Annotated in this window: 10 protein-coding genes; 6 read left to right on the top strand and 4 right to left on the bottom strand. The window is 59.5% G+C overall.

Going from position 1 to position 18,988, the window contains the following annotated elements; all coding sequences use genetic code 11:
• Positions 1-37 precede the first annotated feature (37 nt).
• Together EH206_RS19940 and fepB are read left to right on the top strand one after the other, a co-directional pair.
• Entirely contained in the window at positions 38-718 is a 681-nt protein-coding gene (locus tag EH206_RS19940) for a YtjB family periplasmic protein (RefSeq protein WP_009114589.1), read from the top strand.
• Between the two features lie 49 nt (positions 719-767).
• Entirely contained in the window at positions 768-1,784 is a 1,017-nt protein-coding gene (fepB, locus tag EH206_RS19935) for a Fe2+-enterobactin ABC transporter substrate-binding protein (RefSeq protein ID WP_009114588.1), read from the top strand.
• Positions 1,785-1,845: 61 nt separating this feature from the next.
• Here the strand turns inward: fepB and entS are convergent, their stop codons facing one another.
• The gene (gene entS, locus EH206_RS19930; RefSeq protein WP_009114587.1) at positions 1,846-3,141 is read right to left on the bottom strand and encodes an enterobactin transporter EntS; all 1,296 of its coding nucleotides are present in this window, start codon (positions 3,139-3,141) and stop codon (positions 1,846-1,848) included.
• Between the two features lie 182 nt (positions 3,142-3,323).
• Between entS and fepD the strand changes: the two genes are divergently transcribed.
• Genes fepD through EH206_RS19915 form a run of 3 tightly spaced genes read left to right on the top strand, consistent with a single transcriptional unit; the run spans position 3,324 to position 6,229 of the window.
• Complete coding sequence (gene fepD, locus EH206_RS19925; protein ID WP_009114586.1) at positions 3,324-4,367, top strand: Fe(3+)-siderophore ABC transporter permease; 1,044 nt, start codon at positions 3,324-3,326, stop codon at positions 4,365-4,367.
• 7 nt (positions 4,368-4,374) lie between these two features.
• The gene (gene fepG / locus EH206_RS19920; protein WP_009114585.1) at positions 4,375-5,409 is read left to right on the top strand and encodes an iron-enterobactin ABC transporter permease; all 1,035 of its coding nucleotides are present in this window, start codon (positions 4,375-4,377) and stop codon (positions 5,407-5,409) included.
• A 22-nt stretch (positions 5,410-5,431) separates the two neighbouring features.
• Complete coding sequence (locus tag EH206_RS19915; RefSeq protein ID WP_009114584.1) at positions 5,432-6,229, top strand: ABC transporter ATP-binding protein; 798 nt, start codon at positions 5,432-5,434, stop codon at positions 6,227-6,229.
• A gap of 29 nt (positions 6,230-6,258) precedes the next feature.
• On the opposite strand, the gene EH206_RS19910 is transcribed toward EH206_RS19915, so the two are convergent.
• The 3 genes from EH206_RS19910 to fes all read right to left on the bottom strand — a co-directional run bounded on the left by EH206_RS19910 (position 6,259) and on the right by fes (position 16,423).
• The gene (locus EH206_RS19910; protein WP_009114583.1) at positions 6,259-14,811 is read right to left on the bottom strand and encodes an amino acid adenylation domain-containing protein; all 8,553 of its coding nucleotides are present in this window, start codon (positions 14,809-14,811) and stop codon (positions 6,259-6,261) included.
• Between the two features lie 66 nt (positions 14,812-14,877).
• Positions 14,878-15,093 (bottom strand): MbtH family protein, encoded by a 216-nt coding sequence (locus EH206_RS19905; RefSeq protein ID WP_009114582.1) that lies wholly within the window; start codon positions 15,091-15,093, stop codon positions 14,878-14,880.
• Complete coding sequence (fes, locus tag EH206_RS19900) at positions 15,065-16,423, bottom strand: enterochelin esterase (protein WP_009114581.1); 1,359 nt, start codon at positions 16,421-16,423, stop codon at positions 15,065-15,067. The genes EH206_RS19905 and fes overlap by 29 nt, the downstream gene beginning before the upstream one ends.
• Before the next feature lie 327 nt (positions 16,424-16,750).
• Here fes and EH206_RS19895 point away from each other — a divergent pair, with 327 nt between their 5' ends.
• Entirely contained in the window at positions 16,751-18,967 is a 2,217-nt protein-coding gene (locus tag EH206_RS19895) for a TonB-dependent siderophore receptor (RefSeq protein WP_009114580.1), read from the top strand.
• Positions 18,968-18,988 lie beyond the last annotated feature (21 nt).

Here is an 18,988-nt window from a genome sequence, read left to right as displayed (position 1 = left end):
TGGCAACATAAAGTATCCAAAACGCGTAAGGATTATCATGGTTCGGGCCCGGATAAAATTCCGCCTTCATCGTACAGCCATTGTGCTGATTTGCTTAACTCTGCTGGTGATATTGATGCAGGGGGCGTCCTATTTCAGCCTGAGCCACCAGATGGCGCGCTCCGAGCAGGTTGAAGAGCTGGCGCGCACCTTGACCAGACAGGTCGCCTACTCCCTGTCGCCGCTGATGGAAAGCGCCGCCGACGACAGCCAGAAAATTCATGACATCCTCAGGCAACTCACCGATCATAGCCGCATTCTGGATGCCGGCATTTATCAGCAGGACGGTTCGCTGCTGGCCCGCGCCGGCGAGCAGGTTCCACTCCGGGACCGGCTGGCGCTGGATGGTAACCGGGTCGGCAGCTACTTTAATCATCAACTGGTGCAGCCGATCGAGGGGAAAGACGGCCCGATAGGGTTTCTGCGCGTTACCCTCGATACGCATGTGCTGGCGACGGAAGCGAAGCAGGTGGATAACACCACCAATATTCTGCGTTTAATGATCCTGCTGTCGCTGGCCATCGGCATCATTCTGACCCGCACCCTGCTGCAGAACCGCCGCACCCGCTGGCAGCAGTCGCCCTATCTGCTCACCGCCGGCACGCCGGTAAAGGAGGATGACGGCGCGGAGGATGAAGCCGGCGCGGATGGCGACGGGCGGGGAAAGAAGGAAGGTTAGTGGCTCAATGCCGGTATTTTCAGTCAGATATCAGAGGAATAACACGGTCATGCACGGTATGTTAAGCGTTATTGTTCGTAGAATAGTTGTCATCATATGCGGTGTATTGCTGGCCGTTATCGCCATAGGTTGCGATAACAACGAGGTTTCCTCTCCTTCATCCGTTCAGCCGCAACCTGACGGTTGGCCGCGCACCTTCCAGACGCTCAAGGGGCCGCTGACGTTACCCCGTCCGCCGCAGCGCATTGTCTCAACCAGCGTGACGATTACCGGTTCTCTGTTGGCGATAAACGCGCCGGTTATCGGCTCAGGCGCCACCAGTCCCAATGTATCCGTCGCCGATGGCCGGGGTTTTTTCTCCCAGTGGAGTAAAGTGGCCGCGGAGCGCGGCGTGAAGCCGCTTTATATTACTGAACCCAATGCGGAGGCGGTTGCCGCGGTCGCGCCCGATCTGATTGTTATCGCGGCTACCGGCGGAGATTCAGCGTTGAAGTTGTACGATCAACTGGCGGCCATTGCTCCGACGCTGGTGATCGACTACGGCGATAAAAGCTGGCAGCAGTTGTCCCGGCAATTGGGTGATATCACCGGGCATAAAGCGGATGCCGAGAGGGCGATCGCGCAGTTTGAACAACGGGTGCAGGCGGTAAAACAGGCAATTACCTTGCCGCCGCAGCCGGTCTCTGCTCTGGTCTACTACGAGGACGGGCGCGGGGCGAATATCTGGACCAAGGCATCGGCTCAGGGGCAGTTGCTGAGCGAACTCGGTTTTCAGCTCGCCACCCTGCCGGAGGGGGTAAAAACCGAGACCAAGCAGGGTAAGCGCCAGGATATTGTGCAGATTTCCGGTGAAAATATGGCGGATAGCCTGAACGGTAAAAGCCTGCTGCTGTTTTCCGCCGATGACAGCCTTATCCGCGAAGTGATGGCGAATCCGTTCCTCAGTCACCTGGAACCTGTGATAAACCATCATATCTGGGCGATGGGAACAGATACCTTCCGGCTGGACTATTACAGCGCCAGCAATATGCTCGGCAATATTGAGCGATATTTTGCCAAGTCCTAGATTGCCTCCACGGTTATCCGTGGGGGCAATAACGGCGATTCGCGGTGCAGTGAACGGGAGATCAGGGCTGGCCGGCTGGTTCTGTGTCCGCGTCGGAAGATGGCCTGTCCGTTTCGTGCAATAAGGCCGGATCGCCCAGGGTACAATGACGCAACGGGCGTATGCAGGCGGCCAGCAGCATGCACAATAGCGCGGCTGCGGCGCCGAATGACAGAATGCTCATCGCCGGCGTTAATACTTTTCCCATCATTCCCAGCCCTAAAGCGCCGATTGAATCTCCCGTCACATCCTGCGCGGTTCCCAGACTGTTTACCCGTCCCAGCAGGTGATCCGGGGTATGGCTTTGGATCAGGGTAAACTGCAGCAACGAGGTAATCGCGTTCAGGTAGCCATAGCATACCAGCGCGAACAGGGCAGGTATGATATTGCCCGCCAGCCCGAGCGAAGCCACGGACAGAAACGCGCCCACGGCGCACCCCAGCAGGATGCGGCCCGGCCGCTGCACCCGCGAAACCCAGCCGCTGGTGAAAGCTCCCATCATGGCGCCCAGAGGGACCGCGGAATACATTAGTCCGATGGCGGATGGCCCGGCATGATATACGTCGCCGGCCAGCGCGGGGAAGAGTACGCGCATGGCGCCCACGATGCTCACCAGCATACCAATCAGCACCACGCTGCCGACGATTTTATGCGCACAGACAAATTTTATCCCGCTTGCCAGCGCGCGCAGCGGATGTTCCGGCTGCTGCTGTTCCGGCTTCATGGTCGGCAGACGCACCAGCGGGAGCAGTGTGGCCAATGTCCCTACTGCGGCCACGGCAAAATTCCAGCCCACGCCGCCAGCCACAATAATGACCCCGCCCAGCGCCGGCGACAGAATGGCGCCGAGTCTGACGGTCAGCATGCTCAGCGCGCCGGCGGCGGGAAGGTTCTTTCGTCCCACCAACAGCGGGATTACCGCCATCAGCGCCGTCATGCCCAACGCGCCGAAAAAACCATCCCAGGCGGCCAGCACATACAGCGCGATCAGCGACGGCGCGTCGGCAAAGGCATTGATACTCAGCGCGACAAAACCCAGCCCGCAGGTTCCCCGGGCGAACAGGATCAGCTTGCGGCGATCGAAACGATCCGCCAGTACGCCCCCCAGTATCAACCCCGCGAACATGCCGACGCCGTCCAGGGCGACGGCAATCCCCACCTGAAGCGTGGAGCCCGTCATGTTTTGGATCTGTACGGGCACCCCGACGGCCAGCATGCCAAGCGCGAATACCGATAACATACGGGCAACGAAGATCGCCCGGAAATGCCTATTGTTTTTCAGCAAGCTGAAATCAAGCAGGATGGATGATTTAGCCATGGTTTTCCCTGCAAAGGAGGATTAGTAAGCGGTCCGGCGAATCAGCCGGGTGTCAATCCGGCAAACACAAGGTATATGTCAATGTATTTGATGAAAAAGTCATGCTACCATAGCTTGGCTTCAACGTTAATGATAATAATAATCATATACATTTAAATTGGTTAAGAGGGCTATAATCGGAGATGTCACATCATCCGACACACCATGATGCCGTACGCCCGGCCCCCTTTTTTCTCCAGCGCGGCCGTTTGCGGCGTCTGTCCGGGGTGGCGATCGCGCTGGGCGTTATTGCGCTGGCCGCTGTCGCCAGCCTGATGCTGGGCGCCAAGTCTATTCCTCCGCAAACCGTTTGGTTAAGCCTGACGGGGCAGCTTGCCAACGCCGACAGCACCATCATTCTGAATGCCCGTCTGCCGCGCACGCTGGCGGGGATTATTGTCGGCATGGCGCTGGGGGGCGCCGGCGCGGTAATACAGGCGCTGACCCGTAATCCGCTGGCGGATCCCGGTATTCTGGGCGTCAACGCCGGCGCCAGTTTCGCCATTGTGCTGGGCATTACCCTGTTCGGCATTACCGGCATGGCGTCCTGGCTCGGCTTTGCCTGGGGCGGCGTGCTGGTGACCAGTATTGTGGTGTGGATTATCGGTACGTTGAGCGGCGGGCGTATTAATCCTGTCCGGCTGACGCTCGCCGGCGTTGCGTTAAGCGCGGTATTAACCGGCATCACCTCTTCCATTTCATTGCTTAATCCACAGGCGTTTGATCAACTGCGTATCTGGGAAGCCGGTACGCTGGACGTTCGTTCCATGCACAATATCGCGCTGGCCACCCCGACCATTATCCTTGGCTGCATACTGGCCCTGATGGCCGCCCGCTCGCTGAATACCCTCAGCATGGGGGAAGATATCGCCGCCGCGCTGGGAACCAACGTCATTCTGGTTCGCTGTCTGGCGATGCTGGCGATTATGCTGCTGTGCGGCTCCGCCACCGCGCTGGTCGGCCCCATCGGTTTTGTCGGTCTGATGATCCCGCATATCGCGCGCTGGTGGGCGGGATCGGATCAGCGCTGGATCCTGATTTACTCCCTGCTGTTCGCGCCCATTCTGCTGCTCTGTGCGGATATTGCCGGACGCCTGTTGGTTCCGGGCGAACTGCGGGTTTCCATTGTTACCGCCTTTATTGGCGCGCCAGTACTGATTTGGCTGGTGCGCCAACGTAAAGCCTGAGGAAAATATGATCACCAGAACGCTCAGCCTTAGTGCGCCTTTCGGGCTGATAAGCGGTCGGTTCTCCCGCCGCGTAATATGGATTAACGGCATATTGCTCATCGCCAGTACGTTGCTGGTTATTCTGGCCGTCAGTCTCGGCACCCTGCAATTATCGCCGTTCGATATCTGGCAGGCGTTGACCGGCAAGGGAGAACCGGGCACCGTCACCGTCGTCACCCAGTGGCGCACTCCGCGGGCGGTTATGGCTTTGCTTCTGGGCGCGGCCCTCGGGGTCAGCGGAGCGATTTTTCAGTCCATTATACGCAACCCGCTGGGCAGCCCGGATATTATCGGCTTCAGCAGCGGGGCTTATACCGGCGCCTTAGTCACCATTATTTTACTAAATGGCGGCTACTACGAGATCGCCAGCGGGGCGGTGACCGGCGGCGTCATTACCGCGGCGGCGGTCTATCTGCTGGCATGGCGAGAGGGCATAGTGGGATTTCGCCTGATTATCGTCGGTATTGCGATTAGCGCGATACTGGCGGCCTTTAATACCTGGCTGATCATTACCGGATCGCTGGAGAGCGCCATGACCGCCGCGCTGTGGGGAACGGGGTCATTAAACGGCGTGACCTGGGCCAAAGGGCAGCCCGCCGTGGCGATTATTCCCATCGCCATCGCGGCGGCGCTGCTGATGGGAAAGCGTTTGCAACTGCTGGAAATGGGGGATGACAGCGCGCGATCGCTGGGGGTTAATGCGGAAGCCAGCAGGCTGTGGCTCATGCTGTTCGGCGTTATCCTGACCGCCGTGGTGACGGCGACGGCCGGTCCCATCTCCTTTATTGCGCTGGCGGCGCCGCAAATCGCCCGTCGTTTAATGCGGGCCAGTTCAGTACCGTTATTTTCATCAGCCATGATCGGGGCCATTTTGCTGTTGTCGGCTGATATTGTCGCCCAGCACGCCTTTGCCGGAGTACAGCTCCCGGTGGGGGCGGTCACCGTCAGCATCGGGGGCATTTACCTGATCTGGCTGCTGGTTCGTGAATCACGTCGTTAACCGTTAAAAGAGTGAAATAGTCATGACGCATTTTCTTCACGCATCGAATCTGACTCTGGGGTATGACAAAAAAATCATTGCCGAGGATCTGAGCGTCACGATTCCCGACAACCAATTCAGCGTGATTATCGGTCCCAATGCCTGCGGCAAATCCACGTTGTTAAGGGCGCTATGCCGGCTGCTGAAACCGCTGGCGGGCGAAGTATTGCTGGATGGTAAAAACATCCAGCGTATACCGACCAAAGCGCTGGCTAGGCAGATCGGCCTGCTGCCGCAGCAGGCGATTGTTCCGGATAATATTACGGTGGCCGACCTGGTGGCGCGCGGCCGTTATCCCCATCAGACGCTGTTGCGCCAATGGAGCCAGGCGGACAAGGATGCGGTGGAGCAGGCGATGGTCGCCACCAACGTCAGCGATCTCGCCGAGCGCAGCGTGGATGAGTTATCCGGCGGTCAGCGCCAGCGCGTATGGATCGCCATGGTGCTGGCCCAGCAGACTCCGTTGCTGCTGCTGGATGAACCGACAACCTGGCTGGATATCGCTCATCAGATTGAACTGCTCGATCTTTTTCGTACGCTTAATCAGCAGCATGGGCGAACGCTGATCGCCGTGCTGCACGATCTCAATCAGGCGTGCCGCTATGCGGATCACCTGATTGTGCTGAGTGCGGGACAGGTGGTGACCCAGGGAAAACCTGCCGATATCATCAGCAGCGGACTGGTGAAGCAGGTATTCGGCATGTCATGCGTAATTATTGACGATCCGGTATCCCATACGCCGTTGATTGTGCCCTGCGGACGTTATCACCCGGTCCCTTAAGGCCGGGCGATAAACGTCGCTCCTCTCCTTTATCGTGCAAGCTGCGGGTAGTCTGACAACAGGCGGCTCAACTGCGGTCCCAGATGCGTCAATGACGCCGGCGACAGAATATCGGCGTGTTCGCAAGGCTGCGGATAGGTCGTCAGCGCGCCGACGTAGGGCGCCCAGGCTGCCGACACATCCATTCCCGCCGGCAGCGTGTGTGTGGCGATAAACAGCGTGGCCACACCCGCGTAATGAGGTGTGGCGGCGTCCGACAGTAAACGCACCGCATCCTTATAGTTGGCAACGATACTGTTGAACATCGCTGCTTTCTCAGCCCGCAACTGCGGATCAGACTCTTCTTCCGTCGCCGCCATAAAGGCGGCCTGTTCATGCGCCACCTCCTGACGGGCCTCCTCTTCGCTGGGACCGGTCCAGTCCTGCCCTTCCGGCGGATAGGTATCCAGCAGACCAAGGAACGCCACCGATTGTCCCGCCTGTTGTAGCCGCGCGGCGATCCCCTGCGCTAGCGTGCCGCCCAGCGAATATCCCAGCAGGAAGTACGGGCCTTCCGGCTGAATGCGACGGATGGCGTCCAGATGATGCTCGCACATCGCCGCCACATCGTTACAACGGGCGATAACCCCTTGCGGTCGCGGCGATTGCAGCCCGACTATCGGATACTTGCCGTCAAGGTAACGCAGCAACCCCGCATACTGCCAGGCAAAACCGGAGGCCGGATGCAGGCAGAACAGTACCGGGCCTGTGCCCGCGCGCAACGGCATGGTTTCGCCAATCCCCCGACTTTCCGCCGAATCGGCGCTCTGTTGCCCGTCGAGCAACGCCGCGATTTTTTCAACGCTGCGGGCCGCCATAATCTGGCCGACGCTCAGCGGCTGATGCAGACGACGACGGATTTCCGCCGTCAGGCGCATCGCCAGCAGCGAGTGTCCCCCCAGCGCAAAGAAATCCTCATCGGCAAACACCGTATCCCGTTCGAGAATCTCGGCAAACAGGGAAGCCAGTAAGCGCTCGGTGTCGGACGCCGGTACGCGGCCGCTCTCCCGTCGCATTTGCGGATCCGGCAATGCCTTCCGGTCCAGTTTACCGTTGGCGCTGAGGGGAAATTCGCTCATCGGTACATAGCAGACCGGCAGCATATGTGCGGGCAACTGCTGCGTCAGCGCCTGATGCAGGTCATCGGTATCCAGCGCGACGCCCGCTTGCGGGATGATCCAGGCGACCAGTTGACGCGCATCGGCGCCAGCCAGCGAGGCCTGTCCCAGGTTACGGGCGCACACCACCGCCTGCATGACGCCCGGCTGCGCCAGCAAGGTCTGTTCAATTTCTCCCAGTTCAATGCGCTGGCCGCGGATTTTCAACTGGTCGTCGCTGCGCCCGAGGTATTCCACTGCGCCATCGTCAAGCCAGCGGGCGATATCCCCGGTGCGATACATTCGTTCCCCCTCGGCGAACGGGTCGGCCACAAACCGGGCGGCCGTCAGATCGGGGCGGCGCAGATAGCCCTGCGCCAACTGAATACCGCAGAGATATAAGTCGCCGGCCACACCCACCGGCACCGGGCGCAGATAGCCGTCCAGAATACGCAGTTGGGTATTCCACACCGGTAGACCGATCGGAACGCCGGGCGCATGAATGCGCGTCAGCGCTGCGCCGGAGGCAGGCTGATAGGTGACGTCGACCGCGGCTTCCGTCGGGCCGTACAAATTGTGCAGCGGCGCGGCGATCGAGGACTGGTAGCTGAGCGCCAGCTCTCGTGAAAGCGCCTCGCCGCTACAGAATACCCGCCGCAGGCTGGTACAGCCGATCTGCTGACGCGATGCCAGCGCACTCACCCAGGCTGCCAGCATGGAGGGCACGAAATGCAGCGTGGTGACCGCATAATCGTCGATCAGCTGCCGCAGCGCATCGGGATCGCGGTGCGCCTCCGGCGGCGCCATCACCAGACTTGCGCCGGTCATCAACGGCCAGAAGAACTCCCATACCGATACGTCAAAGCTACAGGGGGTTTTTTGCAACACCACGTCGTCGTCGGTAAGGCGGTAGCTGTCCTGCATCCACCACAGGCGATTGACAATGGCCTGATGGCTGACCACCACCCCTTTGGGGCGCCCGGTAGAGCCGGAGGTGTAGATAACGTAGGCGGCCTGCCTTGGATCGACCCTGATGTCGGGCGCGGTCGGTTGCCGGCGTTCATCGGCCAGGCGATCCAGCAGTAGCAGAGGAGCCAACGGCGCAAAACGGGTTTGCAGCCCGCTTTCCGTGATGATCAGGCGCGGGCTGGCATCGTCCACCATCAGCGCCAGCCGTTCGTCGGGGTAGCCGGTATCCAGCGGCAGCCATGCGGCGCCGGCTTCCAGAATAGCCTGCAGCGACAGGCTAAGGCGCACCGAGCGCGGCAGGGCGACCGCCACGATATCCCCCGGCCGCACGCCGGCGGCGATCAGGCGTTCCGCCAGCAGTTGTACCTGAGTCCGCATCTGGCGGTAGGTCAACCGGTGCTCGCGATCCAGCAGCGCCACGCGATCCGGCGTACGACGGGCCTGTTCGTCCACCGCCTGGTGCAGCGTGCCTGGCGGCACATGATGCGCGGTCCCATTTACCGCGGCGATCAGCGCTTGCTCTTCCGGCGTCTGTAGCCGCCAGGCGCCGAGCGGTAAATCCGTCTGCCGAACCAGTTGTTCCAGCAACAGCATCAGCCGCTGCGCCAGACGTTGCGGGTGCGCTACGCTGTCGCGATACTCCATCAGCAGACGCAGACGTTCGCCCGGCAGCACCAGCAGGGTCAGCGGATAGTGGGTATAGCCCCGGTTATTGATGTGGCTACAGCGCAGCGCCGTTTTTTCGTCGTCGGCAATAGCGTGATCGGGATAATTTTCCACCACCAGTAATGTATCAAACAGCGTGCCCGCGCCGGCCAGTTGCTGGATTTCTCCCAACCCCAGATTGTCGTATTCAATCAGTTGAATTTGCCGGGACTGTAGCTCGGCAAGCTGGCTGAGTAACGGCCGATCGGGGGAAAAGGTTACGCGTACCGGCAGCGTATTGCTGAACAGCCCGACATGCTGCTCCAGCCCGTCTATCTGACCAAAACGGCCCGATACCGGTGAGCCGAAGATCACATCGTTAAATCCGCTGTAGCTGCTGAGCAGCACGCCCCAGACCCCCTGCATCAGGGTATTGAGCGTCAGGCCGTACCGCCGGCAGAGCTGCGTCAATTCCTGTTCCAGCCGGGGTTCCGGCAGCAGTTCCAGTTCATGAACCGCGCCGTCGTGCGGTTGTTCGCCAAACAGCAGCGTCGGCCTGACGCCGTGCAGCGCCTCGCGCCAGCGCTGACGGGCGGTGTCGGCGTTCCGATCCGCCAATTGGCGGACGACCTGCGGGTAGCTTACCCGGTGCGCTGCCAGCGCGGTTTCACCCTGCTGCAGGATGGTGAACAGATCGTGCAGCAATATCGGCGTCGACCAGCCATCCACCACCAGATGATGGGCATTGAGAAACAGCGTATGGCGGGATGATTCGCCATGTCGTACCAGTAACGCATGCAGCATGGCGTGCGGCTGGCGGAACAGATCGCGCGCCAGTTCGCTTTTCTCCAGCGCCAGCAGCGCGTCGGTTTCAGCCTGGGGAGACAGGGCGGGCAGCGCTTGCTCATCAAACGGCCAGTAGGTTTCGTCATCGCGCAATAGCGGCAGCAGTTGCAGCGGCGTCTGAGTCAGCTCGGTATCGAAACGCGCCGTCAGTTGCGGATGGCGGCGGACGACGGTTTCCAGCGCCTGTCTGAGCTGGGCGCTGTCCAGTGCGCCGTGCAGGGACAAGCGCGTTACGGAGTTATAGCTGCCGGCACTGTCCGCAAGCTGGGCATGGAACAATAAACCCTGTTGCAGCGGCAAAACCGGCAATACCGCGGCCAGCGGGCCGTGAACCTGCCGCAGCCGCAGCAGTTGGTCATCCGTTACTCCTTCCTGCATCACTTCCGCCGCCACCAGCGTATCCGCCGCTTGCGCCGGATGCCGGCGGGCAAAGTCCGCCAGCCTCTCCACGGCCTGCGCCAGATGCTGATGAAGCGCGTCGATATCCTGTTCGGTGAAGATGCCGTCGGCCCATCCCCAATGAACGGCCAGACGCGGCGCGGGCGACTGTTCATCGACAAAGATATTGATTTCCAGCGCGTAGCCGAGCGGCGTGTGGCCGTCCTGCGCCACCGCGAACGCGTCACGGAAACGGCGCTCCGTGCGCTGCGGCGTCCACAGCGCGTTTCCGCCGCTGAAGCGCCCCAGGTAGTTGAACAGAATTTCAGGCGCATGTTGGCGCGCCAGCGTCGGCAGCGGGTTGGCAGCGGTGTCGTCCAGGTAACGCAACATGCCGTAGCCAATGCCGCGATCCGGGATGGCCCGCACTACGCGTTTTACCGCCCGCACCACCTGCCATGGCGTATCGGCCGTGGTTGCCGGCCAGGCCATCTGTACGGGATATTCCGCCGTCAGCCAGCCAAGGGTACGGGAGAGATCCACGCTATTCGCCACGTCCGCCCGGCCGTGCGATTCAAGCATCACGCGCAATTGCGATACGCCGTAATAGCGCTGGCAGGCAAGTCCCAGCGCGGCGAGCAGCATCTCTTCCGTTCCCGCCCGGTAACGTTGCGGCAGCGATGTCAGCAGCGCCGTGGTAGGCGCGGCATCAAGCAATAGTCGTTTTTCCCGCTGCGCCTGTTGGCGATCCTGCGCGGCATCCAACGGTCTTTGCCCCAATAAAGGGAGCGGCGCCTGCAACATTGACTGCCATAACGGCAATTCGGCCTGGCGTCGCGGAAGATCCTCCAGCAGCCAGGACGACCAGTCATGCAGCGATGCCGTTTCCGGCGTCAGAGCGATGGCCTGTCCGGCCATGGCCGCTTCCGCCGCCTGCTGTAACGCGGGCAGCAGGATGCGCCATGACACGCCATCCACCACCAGATGGTGTATGACCATCACCAGACCGCACGACTGGTTTTCCCGCTGTAATAACACGGCGTGCATCATCAGACCCGCCGCCGGTTGCAGTTTTTCCAGCGCCGCGTCAAAGGCGCGTTCGGCGCTGGCGGCGAGATCGTCAGCGATTTGCCGCACTTCACAGCGTGACGGCAGGGTAACCGGCGGTTGTTCGCCGACGATCAGGCGATCGTCCCGGGTAAAGGCCGCCAGCGCCGGATGCGTAGCGCTCAGCGCCGCCAGCGCCTGTTCCAGATGCGCTTGCTGTAAGGCCGCCGGGACACGCAGGAAGACGCCGTGAGCAAAGCGTCGGTTGATACCCTGTTCGGCGAACCAGCGTAATATGGGTAAACCGTCAATCGGGCCGCGCTGCGGGGAGCGGGGCGCGCGCGACGGCGTTGACAGCGGCTCCATGACCGACGCCATGCGTGCCGGGGTACGCTGGGCGAAAATATCCCTCGGACGTAATTGCCAGCCCGCCCGCCGCAGCAGCGTGCCTAGTCCCATGGCGGAAATGCTGTCGCCGCCGGACGCAAAGAAGTCGTCGTCGGCTCCGATACGCTCCAGTCCCAGTAGCGCGGCAATGGACTGACAAATCAATATCTCCTGTTCGCCTTGCGCATCCCGGCTCTGGTGCGGCTGTGCCGGCTGAGGGGCAGGCAGCGCCTGGCGATCGATCTTGCCGTTCACCGTCAGGGGGAGCTCTTCCAACACCACCAATACCGACGGCACCATATAATCCGGCAATTGCGCGGCCAACTGTTCCAGCAGGCGCGATGAGATGTCCGGTTGTTCGCGCAGCGCGGCGTCGGGCACGGAACAATAACCGATTAAACGGTGGGTCGCCCCGACGGATTCGGCGATCGCCACGGCGGTGCTGACTTGCGGCAAGGCGACCAGCGCATTTTCCACTTCGCCCAATTCAACGCGAAAACCGCGGATTTTAATCTGATGATCGACCCGGCCGATAAAAGCCAGTTGTCCGTCACTGCGCCAGCGCATCAAATCCCCGGTGCGATACATCACCTCGCCGGGGCGGAACGGATTGGCCACAAAGCGGGTGGCGGTCAGATCCGGACGGCGCAGATAGCCGCGCGCGATGCCCGGTCCGGAAATATATAGCTCTCCCGCCACGCCGGGCGGCACCGGCTGTAAACGGTGATCCAGCAACCAGACATCGGTATTGGCCACCGGCCGGCCGATAACCGGCTGCGCGGCGGTCTGGATAGCGGCGCCCAACGTATCGATGGTGTATTCCGACGGCCCGTAATAGTTATGGATCGCCATATCCGACTGTTGCCGCATCAGTTGCCATAGCCGCGGGGTGGCGGCCTCGCCGCCAATCATAATGAAACCGGGTTTGGGCGTGCCCGGCTCCAGCAGTCCGCTGTCGATCATCTGAGAAAAGAAAGAGGGGGTAACGTCCATCAGGTCGACGGGTGTCTGATGCAGATGCTGCACCAGCGCCCAGGCGTCGCGCCGCAGTTCCTCGTTAAAAATATACAGCTCGCAGCCCAGGATCAGACAGAATAGCGGCTCCCAGGATGAGTCAAAGGAGAAAGAGGCGGTATGGCCCGCGCGCAGGCGACGGCCGTAGCGGCGGGAAAAGGTTTCCATCGCCGGACCGAACAGGAAAGCGGCGTGCGACGCCAGCAGATTCAGTAATCCGCCGTGGGTGCTCATTACCCCTTTGGGCCGTCCGGTAGAACCGGAGGTATAAATCATGTAGGCCAGATGCTCGCCGCGTAGCGCTTCCCGGCGTTCCGCGTCTCTCACCGGGGCTGACGACATCTCACGGCACGCGGCCTGCGCATCGGCATCATCCAGACAGAGCGTCTGCGGCAGGGCCGGCATCCGTTCGGCGACCGTACGGTGGGTCAGCAAGAGCGCCGGCCGGGCATCCTCGCACATCAGCGCCAGACGTTCACGGGGATAATCCAGATCCAGCGGCATATAGGCAGCGCCGCTGGCCAGTACGCCGAAGATCGCCACCAGTGAGTCCGTTGAACGGGGAATACCGACGGCAACCACATCTTCGGCGCCCAGCCCGCGCGCGATCAGTACGCGCGCCAGTTGCATGACACGGTCGGCGAGTTCCCGGTAGCTCAGGCTGGCCTCGCCGCAACGGACCGCCACGGCGTCCGGCTGTTTTTCCACCTGGTGCAGCAGTCTGTCCACCACGGATACAGCGCCGGTCGGCATCGCCAGACGCGGTCCGCAGGCCCAGAGCGCCATACGCCGCTGTTCATCGTCACTGACCACAGAGAAGCGGCTGATAGGCTGGCGGGGCTGTTGCAGCAGCTGTTTCAGCAGGTAAGCAATGCGTTCCGCGTGCCATTGCAGGGTTTGCGCATTATAACGGCCGGGGTTTGCCGCCAGCGTCAGATGCAGCTTGCCATCACCAATGCCCAGCTCAAACTCCAGATCGTCCACCGGCCCCATCGCCAGCGTATGGGTAATTGCCGTGGTGCCGTCCAGCTTTAGCGCCGCGTTATACACTTTAAAGTTGATGACCGGTCCGTACAGCCCTTCGCTGCTGCCCACCCGGCCGAGATCGCGGCGCAGCTGCTCCGCTTCGTAACGCTGATGGCGGCGCACGGTCTTGATTTCGTCAAGCAACGCCTGGGTCACCTCGGCCAGCGTTATGTCCGGGCGCAGCGTTAACTGGAGCGGCAGTACGTTCACCACCGGGCCGATCGCGCACAGCGCCGCCGAGCCCATACGGCGCATAAAAGGGAATCCTACGGACAGGCGCGGCGAACCGCTCATGCGATACAGATAGATATACAGCGCCGCCATAACGATTTCCGCCGGTTCGGCCCGCGCTAAATCCTCATCCGCGTTAAGCGCCTCAAACGGCGACACGGCCAGGTTCAACCTGTGGTGCAGCGTTCGCGCGCCCTGCGGCACCGGGCTACAGACTTCGCCGGCCAGTGAAACCGGGGCCGGTAAATCGCGGGCATGTTCTTGCCAGAATGCCGCCGCCCGCCGACAGGATGCGGAAGACTGCCATGCCTGATATTCGTCCACCACCTGGCTGAACGGGGTAAAGGGCGTATCGCCGGGGGATTGGCCGTTACGCCGGGCATTGTAAATATCCACGATGCGTCGGGTCAGCGCATCAAAACTGAAACCGTCCAGCATCAGATGATGGAAACGCTGATACCAGAACCAGCGCTCCGGCTGTGCGGATACCCGCATGAGCACCTGGCGGTAAAGCGGGCGCGCGCCATCGGCGGGCAGATCGCTTGCCAGATCGTCCTGTATTAACGCATGGGCGGCGTTTTCGCCTTCCTCGCTGACGTCCAGCCATTCCGGCGCATTGACCTGCGGCGCCTGCACGCGGCGGGGAAGTCGCTGAACCGGCGTATCCGATTCACTCAGGCAGAAGCGGGCATGTACCGTATCGGCTTCAGACAGTCCCTGACGTATTGCCGCGTCCAGACAATCCCTATCCACCGGGCCGCACAGTTCAATAACGTGGGCGACGGTAAAAGCATTACGCTGGGCGGCTATCTGCTCGGCGAACCAGATACCGGGTTGGGCCGCCACCAGGGGCAGTTCCTGAAAATCCGCCTGTATCTCAGGCGCTAATCCTGTTTCTGACACGGTGTTTTCCTTGCTTGGCAAATGGGAAAGGCAGCACCCGGCGGGTTACTGCATTTGGCATTGTGCTTAAGATGCGGCGCGCAGACTGGCGGGGCGCATATCGAGCCAGTGTTTTTCAGTATATTCAATACATGCCGCGCGGGAGTGCGGCCCGTATACGCTCTCCCAGCCTGCCGGCAGCACGGCAAACGCCGGCCATAAGCTGTACTGCTGCTGCTCGTTGATCAGCACAAAAAATGTAAGGCTGTCGTCATCAAAAGGGTTCAACTGTTCCTGACTCATCGCGTTCACCTGTCAATTCATGGTCTGTTGGTGTGATGCCGCCGGACAATAGCCAGCGGCATCCGTCAATTAATCCGCCTCGCCAGCACAGCGAGTCGTGCCCGCCGTCATACACCCGATAGTTCACCTGGTGGCCGGCGGCAATCAGCGCCTGATACATTTGTTGATTTACCATGTTGATATCGTCTTCACGCTTCCCTGCTTCCTGAAAGACGGTCAGCGGCGATTGGCTGCCGGCGCCTTGCCTAACCTGCTTGATCAGCCAGCCAACGTCATGCTCCGGACGGCGGGCTGCGGGCGTAAGGCTTTTTATATTCGGCCACCAGAAAGAGCCCGACTGGGTAAGTACCCGGCCAAAGCGTTGCGGCCAGAACAGGCCGGCGTAAAGTGCGGACAACCCGCCGTAGCTCTGTCCCGATACCACGGTGCGATCGGGATCGTCGCTAAAGGCGGCATACCGTGCCGCCAGCGGCAGCAGTTCCTCCTGTACCGCCAACCAGAAATCCGCATTGCAGGTCAGTTCCCGCTCGCGGTATTGCATGTCGATCACGTCAACGAATAACCACACCGCCGCTGGCAGGCGTCCAGCGGCCGTTTCTGCATCCAGCGCGGAAAACAGCGGAAGCTGTTGCGCCCATTTCTGACCATCCAGCACGATCACCAGCGGACGTGACGTCTCTGTCTCGCTGAAGCCTGTGGTATACAGCCAGATGCGCCGTTGATTCCCCAGTCGTTCGCTTTGCCACGGGAAAAGTCGCAGCCGCCGGGGATCCGGTTGCGGAGCCGCGCCGCTGTCCCACTGTCGCCATGCCTGCTGAGCAGGCGCAGCGGGCATATGAGCGGGGGAAAGGACGTTTCCCCAATGGGCGCTGTAAGGTTTCAACGGATTCAGGGGATCGGCAATGGCATAAGCAAACAGCGAGCACCACCATTCACGCTGTTGCCGGCTGCGCTGTTCCTCATCGCCATAAAATTCTGGCGGTAGCTGTTCGCGGGTGACGGGGATTAGGTTGTAGCTGCCGCGCCATTGCGCTTCGATAGTCAGCGACCAGTGCCAGACGTCGGTGCCGGACAAACGTTGCATGCTTTGCGGCGTAACGCTGTGATGATCGGTAACGCCATTGATATCAATATAAACCTGCTGAATGGCGGAACGATGTTCGTCACCAGCCGGGTCGCGCCAGAAAAAAGTTATGCAAACCTGTTTTTCATTCCAGATTTCCACTAAGGGTGTGCCGATTCCGGCTATCTGCCGCCACCAGAGATAGTCCCCTGCCGACGCGGATGAGAGAAACGCAGTGGCAGTTCCAGGTGGTTGTTTTTTAAGCATTAAAACCTCTCGGAGATTTTCGTTACGTTTACGTTCCTTACCTTTTCATGACATAAGCGATAAGGTGACGCGGTTGCTTTACAATTTCTGACGTTAACGCGAATAATATTGAGATTCATTTACATTTGCAATAATATGTCGATCTCTCTTCCCGCTGAGAGAACATTAAGAGCTATTTATATGATTGTTTTAAATCATAATATTCCACGCGAAAACCGGTTGTTACTTAGTGGGGATAAGGTGTGCTCCGGCCTTTGCGGTGGTTTAAGAAGCTCAAATCATCTTGAGTGAACTTACGACAAGGCTGTTTTTTGAAGGGATGAATCTATGTTTAAAACGACCAAGAAACCGTTAGCATGTCTCATTAATTTCCGTGTTGATAATCACCGTATACCGCTGGCTATTGTTTCTACTTTGCTGATATCGCCGCTGGTCCATGCCGCCACGACTGACGCTGCAACAACCGGCGGTAATGACACCATCGTCGTTACGGCAGGCGATAATGCGGAAAGCGTTACCGCGCCGTTGAAAGGCATCGTCGCCAAAGCAAGCGCCGCCGGGACGAAAACCAGCACGCCATTAATCAAAACCCCGCAAACCATTAGCGTCGTCACGCGCGACCAGATGGACGCCCAGGCGGTTTCCTCGGTATCGGACGCGTTGAGTTATTCCAGCGGCGCCTTTACCAACTACCGTGGTTCGTCCAATCGCAATGATGAGGTGGTGGTGCGCGGCTTTCGCTTTGCACCTAAATTTCTGGACGGCTTAAGCTACGGACTGAGCGGGCAGGGTGCTGCGTTAGGAACTTTTGATCCCTGGCTGCTGGAGCGGGTGGAACTGGTGCATGGTCCGGCTTCGGTGCTGTACGGTCAGGTCAACCCCGGCGGATTGGTCAGCATGACCAGCAAGCGCCCGACGGCGCAGGATATCCGCAAGGTGAAGTTTAGCGGCGGTAATCAGCATCTGGCGGAGGCGGCATTTGATTTCGGCGGCGCGCTGAATGACGATCAATCTCTGCTCTACCGTCTGAATGGAATTGCCAGTACTAAACATGAATTCATCAAGGATTCTAAACGGGAACGTGTTGCCATCGCCCCGGCGCTGACCTGGCTACCTAATGCCGATACCAGTTTTACCCTGCTGACCAGCTATCAGAACGACCCGAAAGCCGGATACCGTAATTTCCTGCCAATATACGGTACCGTTAAGGAGAGCGTTGCTGGTTATATTCCTTACGATATGAACGTTAGCGAACCGAGCTATAATCAGTCGAAACGGGAACAGACGGCAATTGGCTATATTTTCGATCACACCATTAACGATGTATTTTCGTTCCAGCAGAATGTGCGTTACTCGCGGTTGGATGAAACCTATAGATATCTGGTTTATACCACGGGCAGCGAGACATATACCGATACCATTTTGGGGCGCCGTCCTGCAAAAGAGCAAACCAAGGTTGATGAGCTTGGGCTGGATAACCAGTTGAAAGCACAGTTCTATACTGGACAGATCAAGCACAGCGCCATCGGAGGTCTGGATTATAAGTGGCAAAACCGCGATTATAAATATTGGCGGCTCTCTTGCGACAAGTGTTCATTTGACTGGGCCAACCCGGTTTACGGCATTACGATTGGCGAGTTGCCGTTATTTGATAGTACCAAGAAAAAGCTCGATCAGGTGGGCGTCTACTTGCAGGATCAACTGGAGTGGAATAACTGGAATCTGCTCCTGTCCGGCCGCCATGACTGGAGCGAGGTGCGCACGCTGGACCGTACCAACAACACTACCGAGCAGCAAAACGATAGCAAATTCACCGGCCGTACCGGTCTGCTATACGCCTTTGATAACGGTATTTCTCCCTATATCAGCTACAGTACATCGTTCGAACCAAACCTGAGTTCCGGTGCACCGGGTTCCGATCCCTTTAAGCCCACTACCGGCGAACAGAAGGAAGTCGGGGTGAAATTTCAACCCAAAGACAGCAACACGCTATTAACCCTTTCGCTGTTTGATATTACCCAGGAAAATATTACTTCTTATAACAGTGTGACTCAGTACAACGAGCAGATTGGTAAAGTACGTTCCAAAGGACTGGAAACCGAAATCCGTTCTCAATTGACGCCGGAAATCAGTCTGATGGTGGCCTATAGCTATACCGATGCCGAAACGAAAGAAAGTGTCAGTAACAACAATCCTGCGGGCAAGACACCAGCAGCCATTCCGAAGCATAGCGCATCCGCCTGGGGCAGTTACAGTTTCCTGAGCGGCGCGCTGAAGGGGATTACCGTCGGCACCGGGGTGCGCTATATCGGCACCAGCTACGGCGATAATGCGGAGAATTTCACTGTGCCAGCCTATACCCTGTATGACGCCATGGCGCGTTACGATCTGGGCGCAGCGTCGTCCAGGTTGAAAGGGGCGGAGGTGCAGCTTAACGTCAATAATCTGAGCGACAAACATTATGTGGCGTCATGTAGCGGCGCTACGGCCTGCTTCTATGGCGTAGGCCGTAGCATTATCGCCAGCGTCAGCTATAGCTGGTGATTCCTGGCAAGCACACCGGGC

Origin of the sequence: Brenneria nigrifluens DSM 30175 = ATCC 13028, from assembly GCF_005484965.1 — a bacterium.
Lineage (GTDB): Bacteria > Pseudomonadota > Gammaproteobacteria > Enterobacterales > Enterobacteriaceae > Brenneria > Brenneria nigrifluens.
Note: the sequence above shows the minus strand (reverse complement) of the source record. Positions and strands in the feature narration are given on the sequence as shown.

Coding starts and splice junctions, on each gene's coding strand:
- entS (WP_009114587.1), bottom strand. CDS start 3,141: ATGGCTAAATCATCCATCCTGCTTGATTTCAGCTTGCTGAAAAACAAT.
- fes (WP_009114581.1), bottom strand. CDS start 16,423: ATGCTTAAAAAACAACCACCTGGAACTGCCACTGCGTTTCTCTCATCC.
- fepB (WP_009114588.1), top strand. CDS start 768: ATGCACGGTATGTTAAGCGTTATTGTTCGTAGAATAGTTGTCATCATA.
- EH206_RS19895 (WP_009114580.1), top strand. CDS start 16,751: ATGTTTAAAACGACCAAGAAACCGTTAGCATGTCTCATTAATTTCCGT.
- EH206_RS19905 (WP_009114582.1), bottom strand. CDS start 15,093: ATGAGTCAGGAACAGTTGAACCCTTTTGATGACGACAGCCTTACATTT.
- fepG (WP_009114585.1), top strand. CDS start 4,375: ATGATCACCAGAACGCTCAGCCTTAGTGCGCCTTTCGGGCTGATAAGC.
- EH206_RS19915 (WP_009114584.1), top strand. CDS start 5,432: ATGACGCATTTTCTTCACGCATCGAATCTGACTCTGGGGTATGACAAA.
- fepD (WP_009114586.1), top strand. CDS start 3,324: ATGTCACATCATCCGACACACCATGATGCCGTACGCCCGGCCCCCTTT.
- EH206_RS19940 (WP_009114589.1), top strand. CDS start 38: ATGGTTCGGGCCCGGATAAAATTCCGCCTTCATCGTACAGCCATTGTG.